The organism is Roseobacter cerffii (assembly GCF_054226325.1).
Genome location: NZ_JBTBYJ010000003.1, coordinates 100261 through 123726, shown reverse-complemented (window position 1 = coordinate 123726; position 23466 = coordinate 100261). Strand labels below are relative to the sequence as shown.

The window sequence follows — 23466 nt, the reverse complement described above, 5'->3', positions numbered from 1 at the left end:
CGAGAGGACAGCACGAACGACAGACCAAGGCCGACAAAAGAGAGGAGCCGGCCCATACCTTCGCCCGCACCGCCGCCCGCGGTTTGACGTTCATGCGAAGGCTGGTTTCCGGACTTTGGCGCGACCCAAGCGGGCCAAGGCGCAACACCTTCCCGGGGCTCCTCCACCCCAGTGGTCTTCGTTGCGCCCCTTACAACGCGATTACCGTTGCGGGGGCAGTGCCGGATTTTCACCGGCTTCCCAATTCTCCGATCCCTTAGGCTCGCTCGACGCGAATCTCAGGGGCCGGCACCTTGCCCTATCTGAGTAGGTCACGGATCGGTGCCCGACTGCCCAGAAAACGACACCGGTTGATACAATCGCGAATTCCGTACTTTGCCAATCAGACAAGCCCCCACATGAATCGAGCTCATAATAATTCCGCCTAACTATCATTTTACCTCAAGTCTTACCGAGATTATCTTTTCTGTCGATCAATCCAATTGGTTTTCTGTCTCATGTTGAATTTCACCCTACCCGAAACGCCCGCGCTAGCCACGCTCTGTACACTCGCAGCGGAACGGATCCTGATCCTCGATGGGGCCATGGGCACAATGATCCAGACCCTCGGCATGACCGAGGATGACTTCACGGCCCATGGCCACATTCACGGGCCCGGTTGCCGTCATCACTACCATCCTGATCACCCGCAGCAGGGAAACAACGATCTGCTGGTTTTGACGCAGCCACAGGCGGTCGAAGATATTCAGTACACTTTTGCGATGGCTGGGGCGGATATCCTTGAGACCAACACATTCTCCGCCACAACGATCGCCCAGGCTGACTACGGCATGGAGGATGCGGTCCATGATCTGAACGTCGCCGGTGCGCAGGTAGCTCGCCGCGCGGCGGACCGGGCAACAGCAGAGGACGGAAAGCCACGTTTTGTCGCCGGTGCTGTTGGGCCAACCAATCGCACGGCCAGCATCAGCCCAGATGTCAATGACCCCGGCTTCCGGGCCGTCAGCTTCGATGATCTGCGCATCGCCTATGGTCAGCAGATCGACGGGCTGATTGCAGGTGGGTCTGACCTCATCCTGATCGAGACGATCTTTGACACGCTGAACGCCAAGGCCGCGATTTTCGCCGCATTTGAGGCCTTCACGCGGGCAGGCAAGCGCCTGCCCATCATGATTTCGGGAACCATCACCGATGCTTCGGGCCGGACGCTCTCGGGGCAAACACCAACCGCATTTTGGCATTCCGTTGCCCACGCACGTCCGTTCACAGTCGGCCTGAACTGCGCGCTTGGAGCCGAGGCGATGCGCCCCCATATGGCCGAGATCGCGGGCGTCGCGACGTCATTGACCTGTGCCTATCCCAACGCCGGCCTGCCAAACGCCTTTGGCGCCTATGATGAGACGCCAGATCAGACCGCCGCGCAGGTTGAAGACTTTGCCCGCGATGGAATCGTTAATGTTGTGGGCGGTTGCTGTGGCACGACGCCCGATCATATCCGCGCGATTGCCGAGGCTGTGGCCCCGTTCGACCCACGATCCATTGCGGGCAAGGTCGCCGCATGACGGAACGATACCTGCGCCTTTCGGGCCTAGAGCCCTTTGTGCTGACCCAGGACATCCCCTTCGTGAACGTGGGCGAGCGGACGAATGTCACGGGCTCCGCCCGGTTCCGCAAACTGATCGTGAACCGCGATTATGCGACCGCCTTAGAGGTCGCGCGGGATCAGGTTGAGAACGGCGCGCAGATCATTGATGTGAACATGGACGAGGGGCTGATCGACAGCAGACAGGCGATGATCGAGTTCCTGAACCTGATCGCGTCAGAGCCGGACATCGCCCGCGTCCCGATCATGATCGACAGCTCCAAATGGGAGGTGATAGAGGCCGGCCTGCAATGCGTGCAGGGCAAGCCAGTCGTGAACTCCATCAGTCTGAAGGAAGGCGAGGACGCCTTCCGTCATCACGCCGGACTCTGCCTTGCCTATGGCGCGGCGGTCGTGGTGATGGCGTTTGATGAGGACGGCCAGGCCGACACGTGCGCGCGCAAGACCGAGATCTGCGCGCGCGCCTATCGCATCCTCGTCGAGGAGATGGGCTTCCCGCCCGAGGACATCATCTTTGATCCGAACATCTTTGCCGTCGCCACCGGCATCGAAGAACATGACAATTACGGTGTTGATTTCATCGAAGCAACGCGATGGATCCGCCGAAACCTGCCCCACACCCATGTCTCGGGCGGCGTCTCGAACCTGTCGTTCAGCTTCCGCGGCAATGAGCCGGTACGCGAGGCGATGCATGCCGTGTTTCTATATCATGCTATCAATGCGGGCATGGACATGGGCATCGTGAACGCGGGTCAACTCGCCGTCTACGATCAGATCGACCCCGAGCTACGTGAGGCCTGCGAGGACGTGGTCCTGAATCGCACGCCGAAATCGGGGACAGCGACTGAGAACCTGCTTGAGATCGCGGGGCGCTTCAAATGCGACAGGCGCGAAGAGAAAGTGCGTGATCTGACCTGGCGCACGTGGACCGTAGAGAAGCGGCTTGAGCATGCGCTCGTGAATGGCATCACCGAATTCATCGAGGACGATACCGAAGAAGCGCGCCAAGCCGCCGAACGCCCGCTACACGTCATCGAAGGTCCGCTGATGGCGGGGATGAACGTGGTGGGCGACCTTTTTGGGGCGGGCAAGATGTTCCTGCCGCAGGTCGTCAAATCCGCGCGGGTGATGAAGCAGGCCGTGGCGGTGCTGCTGCCTTACATGGAGGAGGAAAAGCGTCAGAACGGCGGTGATGGGCGCGAAAGTGCTGGCAAGATCCTGATGGCGACCGTGAAGGGCGACGTGCATGACATCGGCAAGAACATCGTGGGCGTTGTCCTTGCTTGCAACAATTACGAGATCGTGGACCTGGGCGTGATGGTCCCGCCGCAAAAGATCCTGGAGGTCGCGCGGGAGGAAAGAGTGGACATCATTGGGCTCTCGGGGCTTATCACGCCGTCGCTCGATGAGATGGTGCATCTCGCCTCCGAAATGGAGCGAGAGGACTTCGATATCCCGCTGCTGATCGGGGGCGCGACAACGTCCAAGGTCCACACGGCGGTCAAGATCGCACCGCGCTATGCCAAGGGCCAAACGGTCTATGTCACGGATGCCAGCCGCGCGGTGGGCGTCGTCGGCGCACTGCTTAGCCCGACGCAGAAATCCGATTACGTCGCCGCCATTCAGGCGGAATACACCGACGTCGCCGAGAAGCACGAACGCGGTGAGCGTGCCAAGAACCGTCTGCCCCTGGCCGCCGCACGCACAAACGCACTGACGCTGGATTGGGACGCCTATGCGCCCGTTGCCCCGTCCTTCACGGGCACGCGCACCGTCGACGATTGGGATCTCGCCGAGATAGCGCGTTACATTGACTGGACGCCCTTCTTCCAGACCTGGGAGATGCGCGGGGTTTACCCAAAGATCCTTGACGATGAGCGACAAGGCGAGGCCGCCCGGGCGCTTTTTGCTGACGCTCAAGAGATGCTCGAGCGGATCATTTCGGAACGCTGGTTTACACCTCGCGCGGTCGTCGGCTTCTGGCCTGCCAATGCGGTGGGCGACGACATTCGCCTTTTCACCGGCGGTGACCGATCCGAAACGCTTGCCACCCTGCACACCTTGCGGCAGCAAACGTCGAAACGCCGGGATCGTCCCAATCTCGCCCTCTCGGATTTCGTTGCGCCAGAGGGCAAGGGTGCGGATCATGTGGGCGGTTTTGTGGTGACCGCGGGCCCGGAAGAGATTGAGATCGCCGAGCGGCTCGACAAGGCCAACGACAATTACGGATCCATCCTGGTCAAGGCCCTGGCCGACCGCTTTGCCGAGGCCATGGCCGAGATGTTGCACGAACGCGTGCGGCGGGACTACTGGGGCTACGCTCAGGGCGAAGCCTTCGACCCACAGGCCCTGATCGGCGAGCCCTACGATGGCATCCGCCCTGCTCCAGGTTACCCCGCGCAGCCGGATCATACCGAAAAGCGCACTTTGTTCTCTTTACTGGATGCCGAGGCGGCCACCGGCGTCACCCTGACGGACAGCATGGCCATGTGGCCGGGGTCCTCTGTCTCCGGTCTCTATATCGGGCACCCGGAGAGCTACTACTTTGGCGTCGGCAAGGTCGAACGCGATCAGGTCGCCGACTACGCGGAGCGTAAAGGCATGGATATGGAAGAAGCAGAACGCTGGCTGGCACCGGTACTGAACTACATCCCGACCGCAACACCTCGTAAAGCTGCTGCTTGAGTATACTACATATTGACAGGCTGGGCGATTCGAGGCCTATTGGATGTGTCATGGTTTTCCGGGGCGACTCGGGAAGGCAACAGGGAAGCCGGTGCGGAACATACCTCCTAATCCGGCGCTGCCCCCGCAACTGTGAGCGGTAAGCAAAGCTGAAGATGTCACTGGGTACATGCCCGGGAAGGCCAGCTGAGCCACGACCCGCGAGCCAGGAGACCTGCCGTGATGGACAACGACAACCAAAGGCGGTGGGCCTTGGGGAGCGTATGTGATCCGTCGCCTGTCTTGTGCGCGGTCCCTTCGTGCCCCTTTGCCCCCAAAGAAACGGCAGAAACACCCCCTCAAGCAGCGAAGCGATAGGGGATAGTCAGAGGGACAGACCATGAGCATCACCGTTTACTCCAAACCAGCCTGCGTGCAGTGCACAGCCACAACCCGCGCGCTTGAGGCCCGTGGTCTTGATTACGAGGTCATAGACCTGACCGAAGACGACGCGGCGATGACGCAAGTCTCCGAATTGGGCTATCGTCAGGTCCCGGTCGTGATCGCGGGCGAGGATCACTGGGCGGGTTTCCGGCCAGACCTGATCGGCCGACTGGCCTGATCCAGTGTCGGGGCCCGAAACAAAAATCGTCTACTTTTCCTCTCGTTCGGGCAACACAGCGCGGTTCGTGGCGGGCCTCGGTCTGCCTGCGCAACGCATCCCGATTGCGGGAGATGGCGTGCCCTGCCCGGCAAATCCTTTCGTGCTGATCTGCCCGACCTATGCGGACGGTGAGGGCCGCGGTGCGGTTCCCAAACAGGTGATCCGCTTTCTCAACGATCCGCAACGCCGCGCGCTCCTGCGCGGTGTCATTGCCGGTGGCAACCGCAACTTCGGCGCGACCTTCGCCCTCGCGGGCGAGGTAATCGCGAAAAAATGCAATGTGTCCGTGCTCTACCGATTTGAGCTGGCTGGCACCGATACCGATATCGCCCGCGTGCGCGCCGGGCTGGACACATTTTGGAGGCAGACATGCTCGATACCGGCCTGAAGACCGACCCGATCAGTGGCGCACTTGATGAGACGCTCGACTATCACGCGCTCAACGCGATGCTTAATCTCTATGACGAGGACGGAAATATCCGGTTTGACGCTGATCGGATGGCTGCGCGGCAGTACTTCCTGCAGCACGTGAACCAGAACACGGTCTTCTTTCACAGCTTGGATGAAAAGCTCGGGTATCTCGTTGACGAAGGGTACTATGAACCAGAGGTGCTGAACCAATACTCCAAGACTTTCATCGCCGCCATTTGGGACGCAGCCTATGCCAAGAAGTTCCGGTTCCCGACATTCCTCGGCGCGTTCAAATACTACACCTCTTACACGCTCAAGACGCGCGACGGGCAGCGCTATCTCGAGCGCTATGAGGACCGGGTGGTTATGGTGGCCCTTGCGTTGGCGCGGGGTGACGAGGCGCTGGCGATGTCTTTCATGGAAGAGATCATCTCGGGCCGCTTCCAGCCTGCGACACCGACATTCCTGAACGCAGGTAAGAAATCGCGCGGCGAGTTGATTTCCTGCTTTCTTCTGCGCATCGAAGACAACATGGAGTCCATCGGACGCGCTATCAACTCGTCGCTGCAACTCTCAAAGCGTGGCGGCGGCGTAGCCCTAATGCTAACGAACCTGCGGGAGCATGGCGCGCCGATCAAAGGGATCGAAAACCAGTCTTCTGGCGTGATCCCGGTGATGAAATTGCTCGAAGACAGCTTTTCCTACGCCAACCAGCTTGGGGCGCGGCAGGGGGCTGGAGCGGTTTACCTCAACGCCCACCACCCGGACATTCTGCGCTTCCTCGACACCAAGCGCGAAAACGCAGACGAAAAGATCCGCATCAAGACCCTGTCCCTTGGCGTGGTGATCCCGGATGTTACGTTTGAATTGGCCAAGCGGAACGAGGAGATGTACCTCTTCTCGCCCCACGACGTCGAAAAGGTCTACGGCGTGCCCTTCTCCGACATCTCCATCACCGAAAAATACGACGAGATGGTCGACGACAAGCGCATCCGCAAGTCCAAGATCAACGCGCGCGAATTCTTCCAGACGTTGGCCGAAATCCAGTTCGAAAGCGGCTATCCATACATCATGTTCGAAGACACGGTGAACGCCGCGAACCCAATTTCGGGGCGCATCACGATGTCGAACTTGTGTTCCGAAATCCTGCAGGTGAACGAGGCGTCCGAGTTCAATGACGACCTGGGCTACAAGCACCTCGGCACCGATATCTCGTGCAACCTCGGGTCTTTGAACATCGCTAAGACGATGGACGGTCCGGACCTCGGTGCAACGGTTGAGAGCGCCATTCGCGCACTGACCGCTGTGTCCGAGATGTCGGCGATCGATAGCGTACCCTCGATCCGCCGCGGCAACGACGAGGCGCATGCTGTGGGTCTGGGCCAGATGAATTTGCATGGGTTCTTGGCGCGGGAACGCATCCACTACGGCTCGCCGGAAGGCATCGACTTCACCCGCGTCTACTTTGCCGCCGTGGCCTTTCACGCCATCCGGGCCTCGAACGCGATAGCGCGGGAAAAGGGCGAGACCTTCAAGGATTTCGAGACGTCGAAATACTCAGATGGCAGTTTCTTCGACAAATACACCGACCGCGATTGGTTGCCGGAGACGGACACCGTCACCGCACTCATGGCGCGTTTCGGTGTTGAGCTTCCGACGCGCGACGATTGGGCTGCACTCAAGACAGCGGTGGTGAAAGATGGGCTCTACAATCGGAACCTTCAAGCTGTCCCACCCACCGGGTCGATCAGCTACATCAACAACTCGACCTCCTCGATCCACCCCATCGTGTCGAAAATCGAAATCCGCAAAGAGGGTAAGATCGGCCGCGTCTACTACCCCGCCGCCTTCATGAACAACGACAACCTCGAGTACTACCGCGACGCCTATGAAATCGGGCCAGAGGCGCTGATCGAAACCTATGCCGCGGCCACAGAACATGTGGACCAAGGCCTGTCGCTCACGCTTTTCTTCCCGGCGGAGGCCACGACCCGTGATATCAATCGCGCCCAAATCCTGGCCTGGAAGAAGGGTATCAAGACCATCTACTACGTGCGCCTGCGCCAATCCGCCTTGGAAGGGACGGAAGTGCAAGGCTGCGTTTCCTGCACGCTTTGAGGTGACACTATGAAGGATATCGTCGAGACCCGCACCATCCCCCGCGCGATCAACTGGAACCGCTTGCAGGACGACAAGGACCTTGAGGTCTGGAACCGGCTCACGGTCAATTTCTGGCTGCCCGAAAAGGTGCCGCTGTCGAATGACGTGCAAAGCTGGGCGACGCTCCGCCCGGAAGAACAGCAGCTCACCATCCGCGTCTTCACCGGCCTCACACTGCTCGACACGATCCAGGGCGCCGTGGGTGCGCCTGCGATGATGAAGGACGTGCAGACCCCCCATGAAGAGGCTGTGCTGACCAACATCGCCTTCATGGAATCTGTCCACGCCCGCAGCTATTCGTCAGTCTTTTCGACGCTGTGCCAGACCAAAGAGGTGGACGAGGCCTTCCGCTGGTCCGAAGAAAACCCGCATCTGCAGGAAAAAGCGCGGCTGATCCTCGACAAATACGACAGCGCAGGTGACCCACTGAAGCGCAAGATCGCAAGCGTTTTCCTCGAAAGCTTCCTGTTCTATTCGGGCTTCTATCTGCCCATGTACTGGTCCAGCCGTGCAAAGCTCACGAACACGGCTGACCTCATTCGCCTGATCATTCGCGATGAGGCGATCCACGGCTACTACATCGGCTACAAATTCCAGCGCGCGCAGGAAAGGCTGCCCGAGGCGGACCGCACAGAGCTCAAGGAATTTGCTTTTGCCCTGATGTTCGACCTTTACGAAATCGAAGCGCGCTATACCGAGGAACTCTATGACGGGCTCGGCCTAACCGAAGATGTCAAAGCCTTCCTTCATTACAACGCCAACAAGGCGCTGCAAAACCTCGGCTACGAGGCGCTGTTCCCGGATGCCGCCTGCGAGGTGAACCCAGCCATCCTCGCCGCGCTCAGCCCCGACAGTGAGAACCACGATTTCTTCTCTGGTTCGGGATCGTCCTATGTCATCGGCAAAGCAGTCGCTACCGAAGACGAGGATTGGGATTTCTGATGGCGCGCGACACCCTTGCGATTGTCCGCGAATGGCACGAGGCGTTTGACGTGCCTGTCGAGGATGCGCCCACGATCCCAAAGCACCGGGCGCAGATGCGGCTCGATATCCTGGAAGAGGAAGTTGCCGAACTGCGTGCGGCCGTTGAAGCGGGCGATCTGGTCGAAGCGCTCGATGCGCTTTGCGACATCCAGTATGTGCTCGACGGCACGTTTCTCGAGTTCGGCCTGCACCAGCTTAAGCAAGACGCGATGGCAGAGGTGCATTCCTCCAACATGTCCAAGCTGGGGGCCGATGGCCGCCCCGTTCTGCGGGACGATGGCAAAGTCCTGAAGGGGCCGGGGTTTCAGCAGCCTGACCTCGCACGCTTACTCGAGGCGAAAGTTGCAAGCTGACATGCAGCCTGTAAGTTTTTCTTTACACATCTGAGTTCCGGTTCATAATGGCCATGATGGTGTGCAGGCTTCGTGTCGTGGAGGCTGCCTGAAAAGGGAACGCGGTGCGCCCATTTGGCAAATCCGCGGCTGCCCCCGCAACTGTGAGCGGCGAGTGACACCGGTAGAACCACTGGGCGGGATGCTCGGGAAGGTCCGGAAAAACGTCGACCCGCGAGCCAGGAGACCTGCCATCTGACACGTTTGACCGGGCGGGGTGCACCGGTGGGCTTGAGACCTGCACGCCGCCAAACCCACGGCTGCATTCGTCAATGGACCTGCTGCCCCCGTCCCCCGTGAGGGACTGCGGATGGAACATGTTGCGGTACCAGTGCCCGACGACGGTCGCGTGTTCCGTCTGGCCTATGCGAGCCGTCCGGTTCGAAAGATGACACACACTTCAGTCGTTTCTCTGACCGACGCTGCCGCGGCAAACAATCGGAGACGTCGTGTTTCAGGCGTTCTTTTCTTGGGAGAAGGCGTTTTCCTGCAATGGTTGGAAGGTCTCGCGGCTGATGTCTGCGGTCTCATGTCAAGGATTTCACAGGACACCAGACACACCGACGTCACAATCCTCAGCGCCGGTTGGATGCCAAAGCGGCGCTTCGCACGCTGGCCGATGCAATTGGCGGACCAATCACTGACAAAGTTGCCGAATGCGCAATTGGTGAGCGCGCCGCCCTATGACATGGACCGCGCGACGATCGCCTTTGATCAGGCCGCCGAGAGCTATCGAAAGGCCACGTTCGATGTCGCGATCTGGTCCGACCGAGCTGCTGCCTTAGCAGAAAGCTTGGTTGCCAATGAACCGGGCATGGTGACTGTTCTACCGAGCCATGCACTAACGGGCGTGCGCCGCCGCGCTCAGCTGGTCGACGATGTATGCGAGGCCTTCTCGCAGGGCTGGCGGCAAGACATCTGGTCTTCCGCCCAGATATCGATTGGGCTTGCGAACCTGAACGGTCTCTGGCAGCGCTCTGGTCGTGTGCCAGACCCTGTTGGTACACGTCACAGCACATCCATTGTCGTCCCGCCGGGAAGCCGCGAAATCATCGGAGCGATCGTCAAAGCGGACTTGCTTCGAGCTACCGGAACTTCGGTCAGTGTTGTACTGGAAGCTGATGCAGAAACGACCTTCGAAGCGATCTCGCGGTCTTCGCCAACCGCAGTTGTTGTCACCGGTTCCCGTGCTGACCTCGCCGGGGAACAAGAGCGATCAAATGCGTTTGCCGAACGGGTCCACGCGCGCTTCCCTGACCTTCCAATTCTTGTGGGCGGACGCTCCTCCGGTCCTATTTGCGAATGCCCTGCGCGCGTTGGTTTTGGTCGGGACTCTTGCACTTTGCGCGCGGGTGACGTGGAATGGCTGGCGCTGAAAGCGTTGACAGTTCTTTCGTCACAGCAAGACGAGTTTGGCAACTAGATTTCGTAACACGCGAAATTCTCTCTGGTTTCGATGGTTCCGGATCATTGACGACTTCATTCGGAAAGCGTTACTTGCTGTTGATGGTTCTCAAAGACAACTGAGTCGGCGAGATGAAATGGGAACACGGTGCGGTGTAGCCAAAAGGCGCCAAATCCGTGACTGCCCCCGCAACTGTAGGCGGTGAGCGACCCCGACAAAGACCACTGGGCATGCGCCTGGGAAGGTTCGGGAGAGCGTTGATCCGCAAGTCAGGAGACCTGCCATCGCAAGTGTAACTGACCCAGGCGGGGTGTCCTGGAGAGAGGCAACATGTTCGACGCGACTGCGTACCTACATCGACGTATCTCATTGCCCCCGCCGCAGCGGAGGCCGCGATGCGTGAGGCAAATGACCCAGAACAGCATGAGCTAGCGCCATACCGGCAAGGCTTCTGCCTGACCGGCTTGAGCACTGCATCATTGATCGGCGGTGCTCTGGCAGTGTCCGCATTCCTTTGGTTCGGCATTTGGGCGGTGCTGTAGATGTCAGCAGTCTTGGAAATCCGTAACTTGGCACTTGGATACCCTGAGCTGACATTATTCAGGGGGTTGTCGATGGATGTAGAGCGCGGCTCCACGTTGGCCATATTGGGTTCAAATGGCTCTGGAAAAAGCACTTTCGTTAAAATGCTTCTTGGGCTGATGGCCCCGCTTTCTGGCAAACTCAGCTGGCCTGCTGGAGCACCCAAAGAGATCGGATATCTCGCCCAGATGACGGAGTTTGATCGCCGCTTTCCGCTGCGGGTGCGTGATTTGGTGGCAATGGGGGCCTGGAAAGGCTTTGGCCTTGGCGGTCGTCTGGATCGCGAGACGACCGCCAAAGTTGCATCGGCAATGGATGCAGCAGGCGTATTGGATATCGCGGATCGGTCCTTGCACACGTTGTCTGGCGGGCAATTGCAACGTGCGCTTTTCGCGCGCGTGATCATGCAGGATGCTCCTCTCATCCTGCTCGATGAGCCCTTTGCGGCAGTGGACCAAACCACTGAGGCGCATCTGTTGTCGCTCATAGACCGTTGGCGGGATGAGGGCCGCGCTGTTGTGTTGGTCGTCCATGATCTTTCATCGGTCCTAGATCATTGCGACAACGCATTGCTCCTTGGGAATGGTGAGGCCTGCCATGGTGCAGTCGATGCGATCCTGACGCCAGAGCGCCTTGTTGCGCAGAACTACCTCTCCAAAAGCCAGGTATCTTGGATGTTCCGCGCCTCTCGGGAGGAAGCCGCGCATGTTTGAGCTCTTCTCTGAGATGTGGAGTTTCGCCTTCATGCAGCGCGCATTCGTTGCGACCACTGTTCTGTCGGCCTCCGTTGCCCCCATCGGCGCATTTCTGGTTTTGCGCAGGCTTTCACTGGCTGGAGAGGCCATGGCGCACGCCATCACGCCGGGCGTTGTCATTGGTTTTGTTGTTGCTGGACTGTCAGTCATTTCGCTCCTCGTAGGCGGCCTTGTGGCCGGGGTTGTCGCTGCTGCGTTAACGGCACTTCTCGCCCGCAAAACTATCCTGCGGAGCGACGCGAGCCTGGCATCAATTTATCTGATCGCCCTGGCTGCAGGCATCTTTATCCTGTCCGCCGCAGGATCAGCCGTTCCGCTGAAAAGTTTCCTGTTTGGGTCCATCCTGGGCATCGACGACGCCTCCATGCTCCTTGTAGGCGGCGTGGCGACGATCACGCTCGTGTCCTTCGCGGTCCTTTTGCGCCCCCTGATCATCAGCACGTGTGACCCAATCTTTTTTGAGGCACAGACCAAACGGCCCTGGCTGATCGAGCAAGCATTCATGCTACTTCTCGTTCTGAACCTGCTTGCCGCGTTCAAAACACTCGGCACACTGATGGCGGTTGGCTTGATGATATTGCCCGCAACGTCAGCGCGATATTGGTCCAGCACGATCACAGGCCAGCTTGGCCTGACGTTCTTCTTCGCGCTCGCAAGCTGCTGGGTCGGCTTGACGCTTTCCTATCTCTTTCCGGAAACCCCCTCTGGCCCCGCCATCGTGCTTACAGCCGGTGGGTTTTTCCTGATCTCGGTCCTTTTGGGACCTCTCGGTTTTGGGGGGCGGTGGCGCAAACCGTCCGACCAAACATCAACAACCCTTGCGCAGACATCAAACAAAGAGAGACCTCAATGACACTCAAAACCACTTTAGCCACTGGGCTCTTCGCCGCTTTTGCGGCTTTCCCATCTTTTGCAGACGACATGAAGGTTGTCGCCAGCTTCTCGATCCTTGGCGACATGGTTGAACAGGTGGTGGGCGATCACGCCGACGTCACGACCATCGTTGGACCTGATGCGGACGCGCATGTCTACCAGCCCTCCGTTGCCGACGCGCGCGCGGTGGCGGAAGCCGATGTTATCTTCGTCAATGGCATGGGTTTTGAGACTTGGTCGGACACATTGATCGCCGAATCCGGCACTGACGGCACCGTCTATGTCGCGACTGAAGGTGTGACGCCGGTTCTCGTTGATGGCGAGATTGACCCGCACGCATGGAACGCACTGACCAATGGCGTAGTCTACGTCCAGAACATTGCAGACGCTATGTCGGAAGCGATGCCGGATCATGCGACCGAGTTTCAGGCGAATGCGGCGTCCTACATCTCGACACTTTACGCGCTGCACGCTGACACGCTGCAACGCCTCGCAGCACTCCCTGAGGATCGTCGGACAGTTGTAACAGCCCATGACGCATTCGGGTATTTGGCAGATGCCTATGGCATGAACTTCATTGCACCCATTGGGATTGACACCGAGGCAGAGCCATCGGCCCAAGAACTCGCAACACTGATCACACAGATCCGCGATGAGGGTGTTGCCGCGCTGTTTGTGGAGAACATTTCGAGCCCGGCGCTTGTCCAACAGATTGCAGATGAAACCGGCCTGGAAATCGGCGGCCAACTGTTCTCCGACGCGCTGTCTGAGCGCGGCGGCTCGGCCACCAGCTACCTCGCCATGTTCGAGCATAACTTGGGCCAACTGCTGGCAGCGTTGGAAAGCAGCTAACGCAAATCGAGCCGGGGCATCCTTGTGGGTATGCCCCGGCCAAACCTCGCAATGGACTTAGGCTAATGTTGCTCGAACGGACGCTTTCACAACTGGATGTTGGATATGTTCCCGATCATATCGCACAGGAGATGGGACATCTTGGCTATGCCCAATGGCTCGGTGCTTTGAAAGGCGACGCAGGCTACTTCAATGAGGCGATGAGGGCCTATGAGTTGGCGCAACCCTTTATCCGCACCTCCCCAGCAGTCGCTGTTTTTTGTGACTTGCTCGTTGAATCAACCGCATACCCACTCAAAGCTTTGGAGTTGAAACTCCCCGCACCCGCCCGACGCGGCGGTGCCAAAGCACGCCGGGATGCTCTGTAGACCATGCGCAGGTTTCCTCCAGAGCGGATTGTCTGTTTGACCGAGGAAACGGTTGAGACGCTCTATCTGTTGGGGGAAGAGGACCGTATTGTCGGAGTGTCTGGCTACGCTGTCCGCCCTAAGCGGGTGCGTAAAGAGAAGAAACGCGTGGCCGCGTTTACCTCTGCCGACATTCCGAAGATCCTCGCACTCTGTCCAGATCTCGTTCTGACGTTTTCTGATCTACAGGCAGATATTGCCGCCGAACTCATCCGGTCAGGCGTCGCTGTCATGGCGTACAACCAAAGGGACATCGCAGGCATTCTCGCCATGATCCGCCACCTTGGTGCAACAGTAGGACAAGGGCGACGAGCCGCTCGTTTGGCGGACCATTACGAACAACGACTGGCGGCCATAGCTGCAAGAACGCAACAGCGTTCCCGCCTCAAAGTGTATTTTGAGGAATGGGACGCGCCGATGATTTCTGGCATCCGCTGGGTCTCAGAACTGGTGGAGATTGCAGGGGGCCAAGACGTCTTTCCGGGTTTGGCTGAGCAAGGTGCGGCGAAGGATCGGTTCGTGACCTCGGACCAGGTGATCGCAGCGGCTCCAGACGTTATCCTCGCGTCTTGGTGTGGCAAGAAAGTGCGACCTGAGAAAATCGCAGCGCGACCCGGATGGGACACCATCCCAGCAGTCCGCGACAACCGGATCATCGAGATCAAATCCCCTCTCATCCTTCAACCCGGGCCAGCGGCACTCACCGATGGATTGGATGCGATCCTGGCTGCGCTGACCAAAGAGAAAGAGACCCTATGATGACCGTCGCAAGTCCCTGCACAGGCGTATGCAAACTCGATGAGGCGACTGGTTGGTGCCTAGGGTGTGGGCGGTCCGGTGAGGAAATGGACGGGTGGCGCGTGCAGCCGGAAGCAACGCGGCAAGAGGTCTGGGATCAGATACCCGGTCGTTTGAAAGAGCTGGGTGTCACGTGCCGCAGGATGCCTTGGACCACAGACAATGTCCGCGCGTTTGTAACCTCAACGCTGGAAGCCGGACGCGGCACCTGGGTCATCGGAGTTGTCGGAGCCGTCGCTGAATTCACGGCTGCTCAGGGCGAAAAAGTTGAAGTGCAGGTCGATGGTGATGACATCATCGCCTACACGAAGAACGGCGCATTGCGGGTGAAAATCAACGATGACATTCGCGCGCTGACATTTGATCCCCCCGACTGGGAGGCCAAACCTCGGATTGTTCTTGCAGTTAAACGAGAGCGCGGACGTCTGCCCGTCGCCTCTGGTGTTGCCGATCTAGGCCCCGATGCCGGTGCTTTGCTGCAGGAGAAAAACACCAAGCTTTATGACCTTGGGTTGGCTCGAAAAGAGGGGCGTTTCTGTGTCCGATTGGGCGAAGGAGCCGCACAAGAGGCGCTTGATGCTTCCACGGGACTCACGTTTCCAAAGGCCTTACCAATGATCGCTGGTTCATTGGTCACAGAAAGTCCGACACGCATTGTCGAAAGCGCGCTCGGACGTATCGAAGTACAGGGGCAAATCCCGCCGCCTGACGCGAAATCACCTGATGGGCCTCACACGCATCTCTTGCCAGATCATCTAGAAACAGCGCGAGCGTTGCCCGTTGGTATGGATTTGCCGCGCGCATATTTGCCTGGGGCAATCTTTTACCCGCCGAAGTGATCAACGCGCTGCTGAGGCCAGCGCCAGGCTAAACTTATGGTCGGGATAGTCGTAGCCTTCGAACATCACGTCCCTTTCATAGGTCATGCCGATCTTCTGCAAGACGCGTACTGATTGTTGGTTGTTTGGATCGACAATGGCCACGACACGTTGGGTCTTTGGCAGGCATGTTGCGTGAGCCACCATGCCCTTTCCGGCCTCCGTCGCAATTCCGCGACCCCACCAATCATTGGCCAAACGGAAACCGAGTTCTGCTTCACCTTCGCTCACACGGTGAGGATCGTTTGCGAGTGAAACATATCCAATCAACCGATCGTCCGACTTCAGGCAAATGGCCAGCATCAGGGGCAATCCGTGATCCGGGGTGGTTTGTGTCGCACGCTTCAACCATTCGCAGCAGGCCGTATGATCAAGCGGACCATTGCCGCTGAAAGCCATAACCTTGGGATCGCCGAGGATTTCTTTGACTCGAGGAAGATCATCATCGCAAAACGGCCTTAAGGCTAGACGGTCGGTGTTGATCATGTCTCACTACTCTGTCCTGACCGAGGCGCATTCGCCAAGCGTGCCATGCTGACGGCATCAATGAATGCACCCCCTCGCAAAGCATAGTCTCGCAACACACCTTCGCGTTCAAACCCCATACGTTCGTACAGACTTATAGCGCGACCGTTGTCCACGTTCACGGTCAATTCGATCCTGCGCAAGGCCCACCAATCGTCAGCCACCTCAAGCAATGACGTCAACAAACGCGTTCCAAGTCCATTACCGACGCAAGCATCGTGAACGCCCATGCCTAATGCCTATGGCACCAACATGTGACCTGCGCCCCTCAAAGCGCGTCAGAGAGGCCATTCCAACAATCTCTTCTTTCGAGGTGGCCACAAGGCATACGAAATTCGGTCCGCTCGTCGACATCTTTTGTCGCGTTGTGCTCACGCTTTGGTAAGGCAGCCGCATCGTGCCCCAACGATAACCAGGCAGGTTCATCAAAGCTGTCACGCCAGGCGCATCTTCCGGCTCGACAGCTCGGATGAGTATTTCGGCTGCCAACCGCATCTCGGTTATCTCGCAGGCGCTATGCTTCGCATTTTTTGTCGTCATACTTTGCTCCTTGGTTTGCCGAAGGAGCAGCGACCCCACTCCAATCGGTGGGGTTCTAAAGAAAGGTCTCAGCCTATGCCGCGCACGCCTTTCCACCCCATACAAAATGGGTGAAATGATGTGCGTGGTTCAGTGCCAAAGCCATGGCTCCGGTTAACATGCCTGAATGATGATAGAAAGCGGCTGCTTCTGCGACCAAATCGAACATTGGCCTTTGCAAGGTGATTGGCCGCTTTGTCCGCGAATTGATCTTCGTATGTTTCGTTGCCACTGTGGATTGCATCAATGACCGCTTTACCCGCCGTGCAGCAGTGTAGAGTTCTGCGCCGTTGCAGCAGTCTCTAAGCTGCGTGCGCACGCAGCGAAAAATCACAATGACCACATTGGGCTCTCTGCCGACCTTTGCTGCAAAGCGATCGGATGGCCACAGGGCGGACTGAACGGCCGTTCCTGCATTTATTCTTGAGGGCCGCCTTGCACGAACCGCAGCCATCGCAGGTGTCACTTAGAACACCCAAAAGCTTTGGAGAAAGCGAAGAGCGCGACTAACTCTTCTCGCTCTTCGCCCTCTTTGAATCCTGAAAGCTGCTGAAATGCTATCGTGTGAACACCGCAGTAATCGTTGAGCTGTCTATGCTGTTGGCGTTCACCATGAAGCCTGCCAAGGCATTGCTGACCGAATTGTCGATTTCAAGCGTTGTGCCCAGGGCGTGCACGGTGAACATGTAGCGGTGAACTTCACCTGGAGGCGGGCATGCACCGCCAAAACCGGTCGCACCGTAATCATTGGTCAGCTCGACAGCGCCAGCAGGCATCGCCTCGCCACCCGGCAGCGACGTCACATTGTTCGGAATGTTAAAGGCAAACCAGTGCCACCAACCCGAACCGGTTGGTGCATCAGGATCATAGACTGTCACGGCGAAGCTTTCGGTTCCTTTAGGCGCACCTGTCCAGGAAAGAGTGGGGGCCACGTTGCCGCCATCGCAGCCAAATCCTTGGAAGACAAAGTCCGATGCAAGCTGCTGACCTTCGGCAATGTCGGGGCTGCTGAGGGTCAGGCCTTCAGCGGATACGGCCCCTGAAAGGCCTGCAACAGCGATTGTCGAAGCAAGAAGTGTGCGGATCATTTTCAAGTCCTTTCGATCAGTGTTTCGATGGACTTCAGATATGCGCAAGCGCCCTCCGCGACTTCCGGCTGGCGCGCAACAACTATCGGATTTCGATCAGATTTGCGGCTGAGCGTATGTCCTTTGGCTTAATTCCGAACCTTTGGCGGAAAGCATCCGCAAAATGAGACGGGGTTTTGAACCCGCAGTCGAGCGCAATCGATGATACCTGTTCCTGTGTTGTTTGCAGCAGCGTCAGACCGCGTTCTAGGCGTGAATTCTGCAGAATCCGAGCAAAACCCTGACCGGTCGACGAGAGCAATCTCCGCATTGACGCTTCGCTCATGGCAAGCTCGGACGCCACATCGCTCGCCCGCCAGGGATAACTCAGGTCGGCGTCGATGATGCGGCGCACCTGGCTGACGGGACTGTCTTCACCCTGTGTCGGAACATCGATTTGCGCGTCCTTGAGCCAAACCAAAGGTTCCAGCATCCGGCTCTCTCGGATGGATTGAGGCAGGTCATGCTCGGTCAACGTGTCTCGCAAAAGTCTCAGAATGCGGGCCGGCGCATGTTCGTCCGCCCGTAGAACACGAACCGTGGGCGGCTTCGACGGTTGCACGCGACGGGGAAACACGATCTCCGTCAGCGCGCGGGTATAGCTGACGCCTGTGGCCTTGTAAGACTGGTTCATCAGCGGCCTGTTGATCATCGTGACCATAGCGCCCGCCGGAAAGATCATCAGGTCTCCAGCTTCGCCGACCAGATCGCCGTGCACAGGATCTGAGACCAGTTTGCTTCCGCGCTCGATAAAGAACAGAAACGTTTGGCGAAAATAGAGATCGGTGAAGATGGCAGTGGTTGCTTGGGAGATGTCGAGGACCGAAACACCATTGGTTTCGATCCTCTCTGATTGGTCCACTAGGCCGTCTGGAAGCATAGTAGTTCGCTAGGCTTACGCCACTTGTTGCAAAGCGGCCGGAATGCCGTTCGATAAAAGCGCTCCGCCGCCGGGTGCGACCTCTGTCAGGCCAAGTTCGCGCAAGATTTGGCGCGTTGTCGCCACGGATGCAGACAGCGTTGGCAGGCCTGACGCCCGTTCGATCATTTCTATGGCGGGCAGAGACGGCATTTGCACGCAGGCAGAAGCAACAATGGCATCGACACCGGTGAGATCAAGCTTCCGCCAAAGTTCAGCGGGCGCAGCCGGGTCCTGACCGGCAACTTTCAGATTGTCGGGGATTTCAAGCGCCAGAAAGTCCTGCACTTCAATGCCTTCGTGCTCGATGTAGTCCACGACGAGTTTCGTGAGCGGCTTCATGTAAGGGCAGATAATGGATACCTTCTTGAATCCCATCTCTTTCATGGCATCCACTAAGGCTCCGGCAGAATTCAGCACTGGCGTTGGACATCCGTTTTCCACGGTGGCTGCGTGGAGCTTTTCCGAAGATGTCCGATGATACCCAAGGCCCATGGACATGATGGCAACGAGACAAGCATAGGCTTGGACTTCGACAGCCGCATCCGAAAGCTCGGTCGCACAGCGCACGCTGTCGGCATCCATGGCCTCAAGCTCTTCCTTCACAACCGCCTTCATGCGCATCCGCGAAGCGTGAAACGTGAAACGGTCGGGCAGGATCGCTTCACGTGCCTTCAGAAGCGCCGGAATCTCCGTTTCCATGGTGACGTTGGAGCTGGGCACGATCATCCCAACGCGGCGATAATTGAGGGTGTTCATGGTTCTAAACTCCACTGTGAGATTAAGGTCAAAGCGCCGGGCCCATCACGGCATCGGGCAACCACGTGGCCAGTCCGGGGAACAGGCAAAGCAGCACGATGGCGATGAGCATGCATGCGACAAAGGGCAGTGAACCGCGCAGGATTTTCTTCAGCGAGATTTCAGGCGCGATGCCGTTGATGACGTAAAGGTTCAGGCCAACAGGTGGGCTGATGAGCCCGATCTCCATGTTGATCGTCAACACAACCGCAAACCAAATTGGATCAAAGCCTGCGCCTGTGATGACAGGGAGCAGGATAGGCGCTGTCATCAAGATCACCGCGACGGGAGGCAAGAAGAACCCTGCGATGATCAGGAAGACGTTGATCGCGCCCATTAGTACCCAACGGTTTACGTCAAGCTCGCTGATCCAGGCTGCAATCGATTGTGTGATGAACAGGCTGGAAAGCATGTAGGAAAAGACACCAGCAGCCGCGATAATGAATAGGATCATGATGCTTTCCTTTGTGCTGTCGCGCAGGACAGACCAAAGGGCGGTCGGGCTGGTGAGCTTATAGATGATCATAGCGACGATCAGACACAGAAGCGCGCCCACAGCTGCGGTCTCGGATGGCGTGGCGATGCCGCCATACATCGCGTAGAGCACGCCAATGATGATTGCGATGAACGGTACAACGCGGGGCATGATCTCGAACCGCTCGCGCCAGCTATAGCCGGCTTTCGCAAGAACGGCGCGACCGCCCGACGCCCAGGTCGCATAGATCGACCACGCCATGAACAGACCCACCAGCATGAGCCCAGGGATGACGCCAGCAAGAAACAATCGCCCAATCGAGGTCTCTGTCGCAATCCCGTAGACGATCATGGTGATTGAAGGCGGGATTAGGATGCCAAGGGTGCCGCCAGCGGCGATGGATCCAGTTGCGATTTCCTCCGAATAGCCCCGCTTGCGCATCTCAGGGATGCCCATCTTGCCAATCGCCGCGCAGGTGGCTGGACTGGACCCAGACATTGCGGAGAAGAGTGCGCAGGCCCCGAGGTTCGACACGACCAATCCGCCGGGTACTCGGGTCAACCAGCGCTCTAGCGCTTCGTAAAGATCTGCGCCTGCCCTGGTCGACGCTATAGATGCACCCATGATGATGAACATAGGGATCGACAAGAGTGCAAAGCTGTCAAGCTTGCCAAACAGCACTTCGGGGATCAGCTCCAGCGACCGCAAGCCATCGAAAATGAACAGAAAAGCTGCTGAGACGAGCAACAATCCAATGGCCACAGAAATTCCGGAGAACAGGACAAGGATCGTGATGACGCCAAGCAGCGTGCCGAGAGTTAACGGGTCCATCAGATGTCCCCTTTAGAGGATAGAGTTGTGAGAAGATCTGCGATGAGCTGCAGCAAAAAGAGGCCGAGGCCGAGGGGGAGCGCCAAATAAGGGATCCATAAAGGCACAGCTGTCACTGTGTCAGATGTCCAGCCACGCGATTGTGCCAGATGCCAGAACTCATATCCATAGAACAGACAGAGCGCGACAACGAGCATGGCGGCAACTTGGGTGACGATGGCCAGAACGCGCGCAGATTTTGCGCCGAGCATCATCGGCAGAAGGTCTACGTTTACGTGACCTTTGTGCTTTTGCACGAAAGCGAGCCCCAAGAGCGTCGCGCCAACCATGAGGTACACGACCACTTCGGTCTGCCAAACTGTTGAGGCGTTGAGCACGAAACGCACGAAAATCATCTGGCAGGTCAGCAGAACGGCTCCGAGTATCATCGACGCGGCGACCCAGCCCGACACTTCTGATAGCCACCCGATGGTGCGGGTCACAGGCACAATCTGTGTGCCGAGAGTCTTGGTTGTTGCTGTCATGGGAATTTCTTCTCAGGAAATGTAAAAGGCGAAGGGCGGGACCTTGGCCCCGCCCGGAATGGCTTCACTCGACGGCCAAAGCCATATCGAGCAGCTCTTGCCCGCCATCGACCGTCTCTACAAACGACCTGTAGGATGTCTCCTGCGCCAGCGCCTGCCAGGCAGCAAAGTCCTCGGTTGTCATTTCTGCGATCTCAACGCCTGCTTCTTCAAAAACAGCGACCGATGCCGCATCCTGTTTCTTCGCCTCTTCCAGATAGAAAGCTTCGGCGACTTCGGACGCTGCTAACAACGCTTCTTGCTGTTCGGTACTCAGGCCCTCAAACGTCGATTTGTTCATCAAGAGCGGCTGATAAAGGAACCAAAGAGCTACATCCGAAGCGGGTGTATAGCAGGCGACCTGCTCAAAAATCCGATAGGATACAAAGGAGGAAGACGACGTATTTGCTGCGTCCAGAACACCTGTTTGCATTGCGCTGTAGATTTCCGAGGACGCCATCGATGCAATCGATGCCCCGGCACCAACCAGCATCTGCTCAAAGGACTTACCCGCCGCACGGGTCTGAAGGCCGACCACGTCTTCGGGACTGGTAATGCAGCTCTCCTTGCCGACAAAGCCACCAGCAAGATAGCCATGCACCAGAACCATCACATCATCCTCGGCCATCTTTCCTTCAAGCGCTTCCATGAAGGGCGATTGAGAGAGGCGCGCCGCATGATCATGGTTTTTGACAAGACCGGGCATCAGCGTGAGGTTAAACGACGGCTGCTGACCACCCGCATAGCTGAGCGGGAAAACCGACATATCGAGCTGCCCCCGGCTGAGCGGCCGATATTGCTCACGCGGTTTGAAAAGCGACTTTGACGGGAAAATCGTGATCTCCAGACCGACATCGGCCGCAGCCACCTCATTCGCGACGATCTCTGCAACCTGGTGACGTATGTCTTGGGTCGACCATTGGTGGGACAGCCGAAGCTCTTGAGACTGGACTGCTGTGGTCAGTGCAACTGCGGTTAAAGCGGCGGCAAAAGCCGTTGTCGTGAGACGCATGATTTCCTCCCTGCGCGTTCAGATATGGATTATATGTATACAGATAGGATTTATGTGGGCGCAATATATATTTTTGCGTATCGACAACACTGAATTCAGATGGTACTTTCCCATGAAAACCAAGGACTTGCTGATGAACCGCGTTGCTGACCAACTCATTGAAACACTTAAGAAAGAAATTCATGAAGGTGTCCTGAAGCCGGGTGATCAGCTTGAAGAGGCGGAACTCGCACGGCGATTCGACGTATCACGCACGCCAGTCCGCGAGGCAGTTCGTTCGATGGTGGAGTGTGGTCTTCTTGAGACGCGCTCGCGCAAGGGAGCCTTTGTCCGCACGCTTTCGGCGAAGGAGATCATCGACATCTTTGAGGTTGCAGCTGAGTTAGAAGGGCTGGCATGCCGACTGGCGGCCGAAAGACTTACCGAGGACGCAATTGCAAGTATCCAAGCAGGGTGCGATGCTTGTGCGGAGGCGGCCAAGCAGAATGACGCTGTCGCATATGCCGCCGCCAATCTGCAATTTCACGCGGCCATTCACGCCGCATCAGGAAACGCATGGCTAGTCGAAGAATTGGCCGAGATCGAAACTCGCATCAACCCGTACCGCTCCATGCCGTACAAGATGCGCAACCGTCTGTCTCAGTCGTCGCAGGAACATGAAGAGATAAGGAGTGCGATCGCTGATGGGGAGGGCGCGCGCGCAGCCGAGCTCATGCGCAGCCACATGATGCTGCAGGGTCAGCGACTGCCGCTTCTGCTTCAAAACGTGGCCTAGCGTGATTTCAAATTTCTGATCTTTGTTCCAGTCTAAACCACTGCCGCAAAAGTCGGCTTTGGCTTACATAGGAGATGTTCATCCGAGTCGCAGCATTGGTTGCTATGGGCTCGTAGCCGGATTTCGCCGCGATCAGGACCTATGTCAGCTCTCGCCGCTTCGGAACCTTTGGGCCCAAAATGCTTGACGTTTGGGCCAGATTTTACGTCACGCTGCCCATTGATCGGACTCTGAAATCCCATCCAACGGAGTCAAATGTTCGTAACGTTCCGCAGGAGTCGACGGTTTTGGGTCTGGGGGTGTTTCTCAAACACCATCGGTACCATCAGCGAAGACATCTTACTTCAGTACTTGGAACAGCATATCGCAAGTCCCACCAACGCCAGTCGATGGCGATTTAATTACCATAAGTTAGCTTATCAAACTCTTGCTCG

23 protein-coding genes and 4 riboswitches are annotated in these 23466 nt (G+C 57.8%); of the genes, 15 read left to right on the top strand and 8 right to left on the bottom strand.

The features are described 5' to 3' along the window. Positions 1-82: 82 nt before the first annotated feature. Positions 83-311: riboswitch (cobalamin riboswitch) on the bottom strand. A gap of 186 nt (positions 312-497) precedes the next feature. The 14 genes from ACVC7O_RS22305 to ACVC7O_RS22240 all read left to right on the top strand — a co-directional run bounded on the left by ACVC7O_RS22305 (position 498) and on the right by ACVC7O_RS22240 (position 15389). Further along, on the top strand, positions 498-1562 hold the full coding sequence (locus ACVC7O_RS22305) for a homocysteine S-methyltransferase family protein (protein WP_458326315.1): 1065 nt from the start codon (positions 498-500) through the stop codon (positions 1560-1562). Beyond that, complete coding sequence (metH, locus tag ACVC7O_RS22300) at positions 1559-4288, top strand: methionine synthase (RefSeq protein WP_458326314.1); 2730 nt, start codon at positions 1559-1561, stop codon at positions 4286-4288. Before ACVC7O_RS22305 ends, metH begins: the two co-directional genes overlap by 4 nt. 34 nt (positions 4289-4322) lie before the next feature. After that, positions 4323-4524: riboswitch (cobalamin riboswitch) on the top strand. 143 nt (positions 4525-4667) lie between these two features. After that, positions 4668-4889: a glutaredoxin-like protein NrdH gene (gene nrdH / locus ACVC7O_RS22295; protein ID WP_458326313.1), complete on the top strand. Its 222-nt coding sequence runs from the start codon at positions 4668-4670 to the stop codon at positions 4887-4889. A 25-nt stretch (positions 4890-4914) separates the two neighbouring features. Next, positions 4915-5319 carry a class Ib ribonucleoside-diphosphate reductase assembly flavoprotein NrdI gene (gene nrdI / locus ACVC7O_RS22290; RefSeq protein WP_458326387.1) on the top strand — a complete coding sequence of 135 codons (405 nt, stop codon included), beginning with the start codon at positions 4915-4917 and terminating at the stop codon, positions 5317-5319. After that, positions 5301-7460 (top strand): class 1b ribonucleoside-diphosphate reductase subunit alpha, encoded by a 2160-nt coding sequence (gene nrdE, locus ACVC7O_RS22285; RefSeq protein WP_458326312.1) that lies wholly within the window; start codon positions 5301-5303, stop codon positions 7458-7460. The genes nrdI and nrdE overlap by 19 nt, the downstream gene beginning before the upstream one ends. Before the next feature lie 9 nt (positions 7461-7469). Further along, positions 7470-8444: a class 1b ribonucleoside-diphosphate reductase subunit beta gene (gene nrdF, locus ACVC7O_RS22280; protein ID WP_458326311.1), complete on the top strand. Its 975-nt coding sequence runs from the start codon at positions 7470-7472 to the stop codon at positions 8442-8444. Next, positions 8444-8839 (top strand): pyrophosphohydrolase domain-containing protein, encoded by a 396-nt coding sequence (locus tag ACVC7O_RS22275; RefSeq protein WP_458326310.1) that lies wholly within the window; start codon positions 8444-8446, stop codon positions 8837-8839. The genes nrdF and ACVC7O_RS22275 overlap by 1 nt, the downstream gene beginning before the upstream one ends. 40 nt (positions 8840-8879) lie before the next feature. Continuing rightward, positions 8880-9088: riboswitch (cobalamin riboswitch) on the top strand. 100 nt (positions 9089-9188) lie between these two features. Beyond that, complete coding sequence (locus tag ACVC7O_RS22270; RefSeq protein WP_458326309.1) at positions 9189-10301, top strand: BLUF domain-containing protein; 1113 nt, start codon at positions 9189-9191, stop codon at positions 10299-10301. Positions 10302-10368: 67 nt separating this feature from the next. After that, positions 10369-10583, top strand: a riboswitch (cobalamin riboswitch). A 242-nt stretch (positions 10584-10825) separates the two neighbouring features. Then, entirely contained in the window at positions 10826-11578 is a 753-nt protein-coding gene (locus ACVC7O_RS22265; protein ID WP_458326308.1) for a metal ABC transporter ATP-binding protein, read from the top strand. Then, positions 11571-12473, top strand: a complete 903-nt coding sequence (locus ACVC7O_RS22260; protein ID WP_458326307.1) for a metal ABC transporter permease — start codon at positions 11571-11573, stop codon at positions 12471-12473. Before ACVC7O_RS22265 ends, ACVC7O_RS22260 begins: the two co-directional genes overlap by 8 nt. After that, positions 12470-13345, top strand: coding sequence for a metal ABC transporter solute-binding protein, Zn/Mn family (locus ACVC7O_RS22255; RefSeq protein WP_458326306.1), 876 nt, complete (start codon positions 12470-12472; stop codon positions 13343-13345). The genes ACVC7O_RS22260 and ACVC7O_RS22255 overlap by 4 nt, the downstream gene beginning before the upstream one ends. 65 nt (positions 13346-13410) lie before the next feature. Beyond that, positions 13411-13713 (top strand): hypothetical protein, encoded by a 303-nt coding sequence (locus ACVC7O_RS22250; protein ID WP_458326305.1) that lies wholly within the window; start codon positions 13411-13413, stop codon positions 13711-13713. Between the two features lie 3 nt (positions 13714-13716). Then, on the top strand, positions 13717-14511 hold the full coding sequence (locus tag ACVC7O_RS22245; protein WP_458326304.1) for a cobalamin-binding protein: 795 nt from the start codon (positions 13717-13719) through the stop codon (positions 14509-14511). Then, the gene (locus tag ACVC7O_RS22240) at positions 14508-15389 is read left to right on the top strand and encodes a DUF1289 domain-containing protein (protein WP_458326303.1); all 882 of its coding nucleotides are present in this window, start codon (positions 14508-14510) and stop codon (positions 15387-15389) included. The genes ACVC7O_RS22245 and ACVC7O_RS22240 overlap by 4 nt, the downstream gene beginning before the upstream one ends. Here the strand turns inward: ACVC7O_RS22240 and ACVC7O_RS22235 are convergent, their stop codons facing one another. The 8 genes from ACVC7O_RS22235 to dctP form a co-directional block, all read right to left on the bottom strand. After that, positions 15390-15914 (bottom strand): GNAT family N-acetyltransferase, encoded by a 525-nt coding sequence (locus ACVC7O_RS22235; RefSeq protein WP_458326302.1) that lies wholly within the window; start codon positions 15912-15914, stop codon positions 15390-15392. Next, a complete protein-coding gene (locus tag ACVC7O_RS22230) occupies positions 15911-16183 on the bottom strand; it encodes a GNAT family N-acetyltransferase (protein WP_458326301.1) in 273 nt (90 codons plus the stop codon). The genes ACVC7O_RS22235 and ACVC7O_RS22230 overlap by 4 nt, the downstream gene beginning before the upstream one ends. Before the next feature lie 906 nt (positions 16184-17089). Next, positions 17090-17620 carry a YbhB/YbcL family Raf kinase inhibitor-like protein gene (locus ACVC7O_RS22225; protein WP_458326300.1) on the bottom strand — a complete coding sequence of 177 codons (531 nt, stop codon included), beginning with the start codon at positions 17618-17620 and terminating at the stop codon, positions 17090-17092. An 82-nt stretch (positions 17621-17702) separates the two neighbouring features. Then, the gene (locus ACVC7O_RS22220) at positions 17703-18539 is read right to left on the bottom strand and encodes a helix-turn-helix transcriptional regulator (RefSeq protein WP_458326299.1); all 837 of its coding nucleotides are present in this window, start codon (positions 18537-18539) and stop codon (positions 17703-17705) included. Positions 18540-18554: 15 nt separating this feature from the next. Continuing rightward, on the bottom strand, positions 18555-19337 hold the full coding sequence (locus tag ACVC7O_RS22215; RefSeq protein ID WP_458326298.1) for a maleate cis-trans isomerase family protein: 783 nt from the start codon (positions 19335-19337) through the stop codon (positions 18555-18557). Positions 19338-19365: 28 nt separating this feature from the next. Beyond that, positions 19366-20682 (bottom strand): TRAP transporter large permease, encoded by a 1317-nt coding sequence (locus ACVC7O_RS22210; protein WP_458326297.1) that lies wholly within the window; start codon positions 20680-20682, stop codon positions 19366-19368. Beyond that, complete coding sequence (locus ACVC7O_RS22205; RefSeq protein WP_458326296.1) at positions 20682-21206, bottom strand: TRAP transporter small permease; 525 nt, start codon at positions 21204-21206, stop codon at positions 20682-20684. The genes ACVC7O_RS22210 and ACVC7O_RS22205 overlap by 1 nt, the downstream gene beginning before the upstream one ends. A 64-nt stretch (positions 21207-21270) precedes the next feature. Continuing rightward, positions 21271-22257 (bottom strand): TRAP transporter substrate-binding protein DctP, encoded by a 987-nt coding sequence (gene dctP / locus ACVC7O_RS22200; protein WP_458326295.1) that lies wholly within the window; start codon positions 22255-22257, stop codon positions 21271-21273. A 112-nt stretch (positions 22258-22369) separates the two neighbouring features. Between dctP and ACVC7O_RS22195 the strand changes: the two genes are divergently transcribed. Further along, positions 22370-23032, top strand: a complete 663-nt coding sequence (locus ACVC7O_RS22195; protein ID WP_458326294.1) for a GntR family transcriptional regulator — start codon at positions 22370-22372, stop codon at positions 23030-23032. Positions 23033-23466 lie beyond the last annotated feature (434 nt).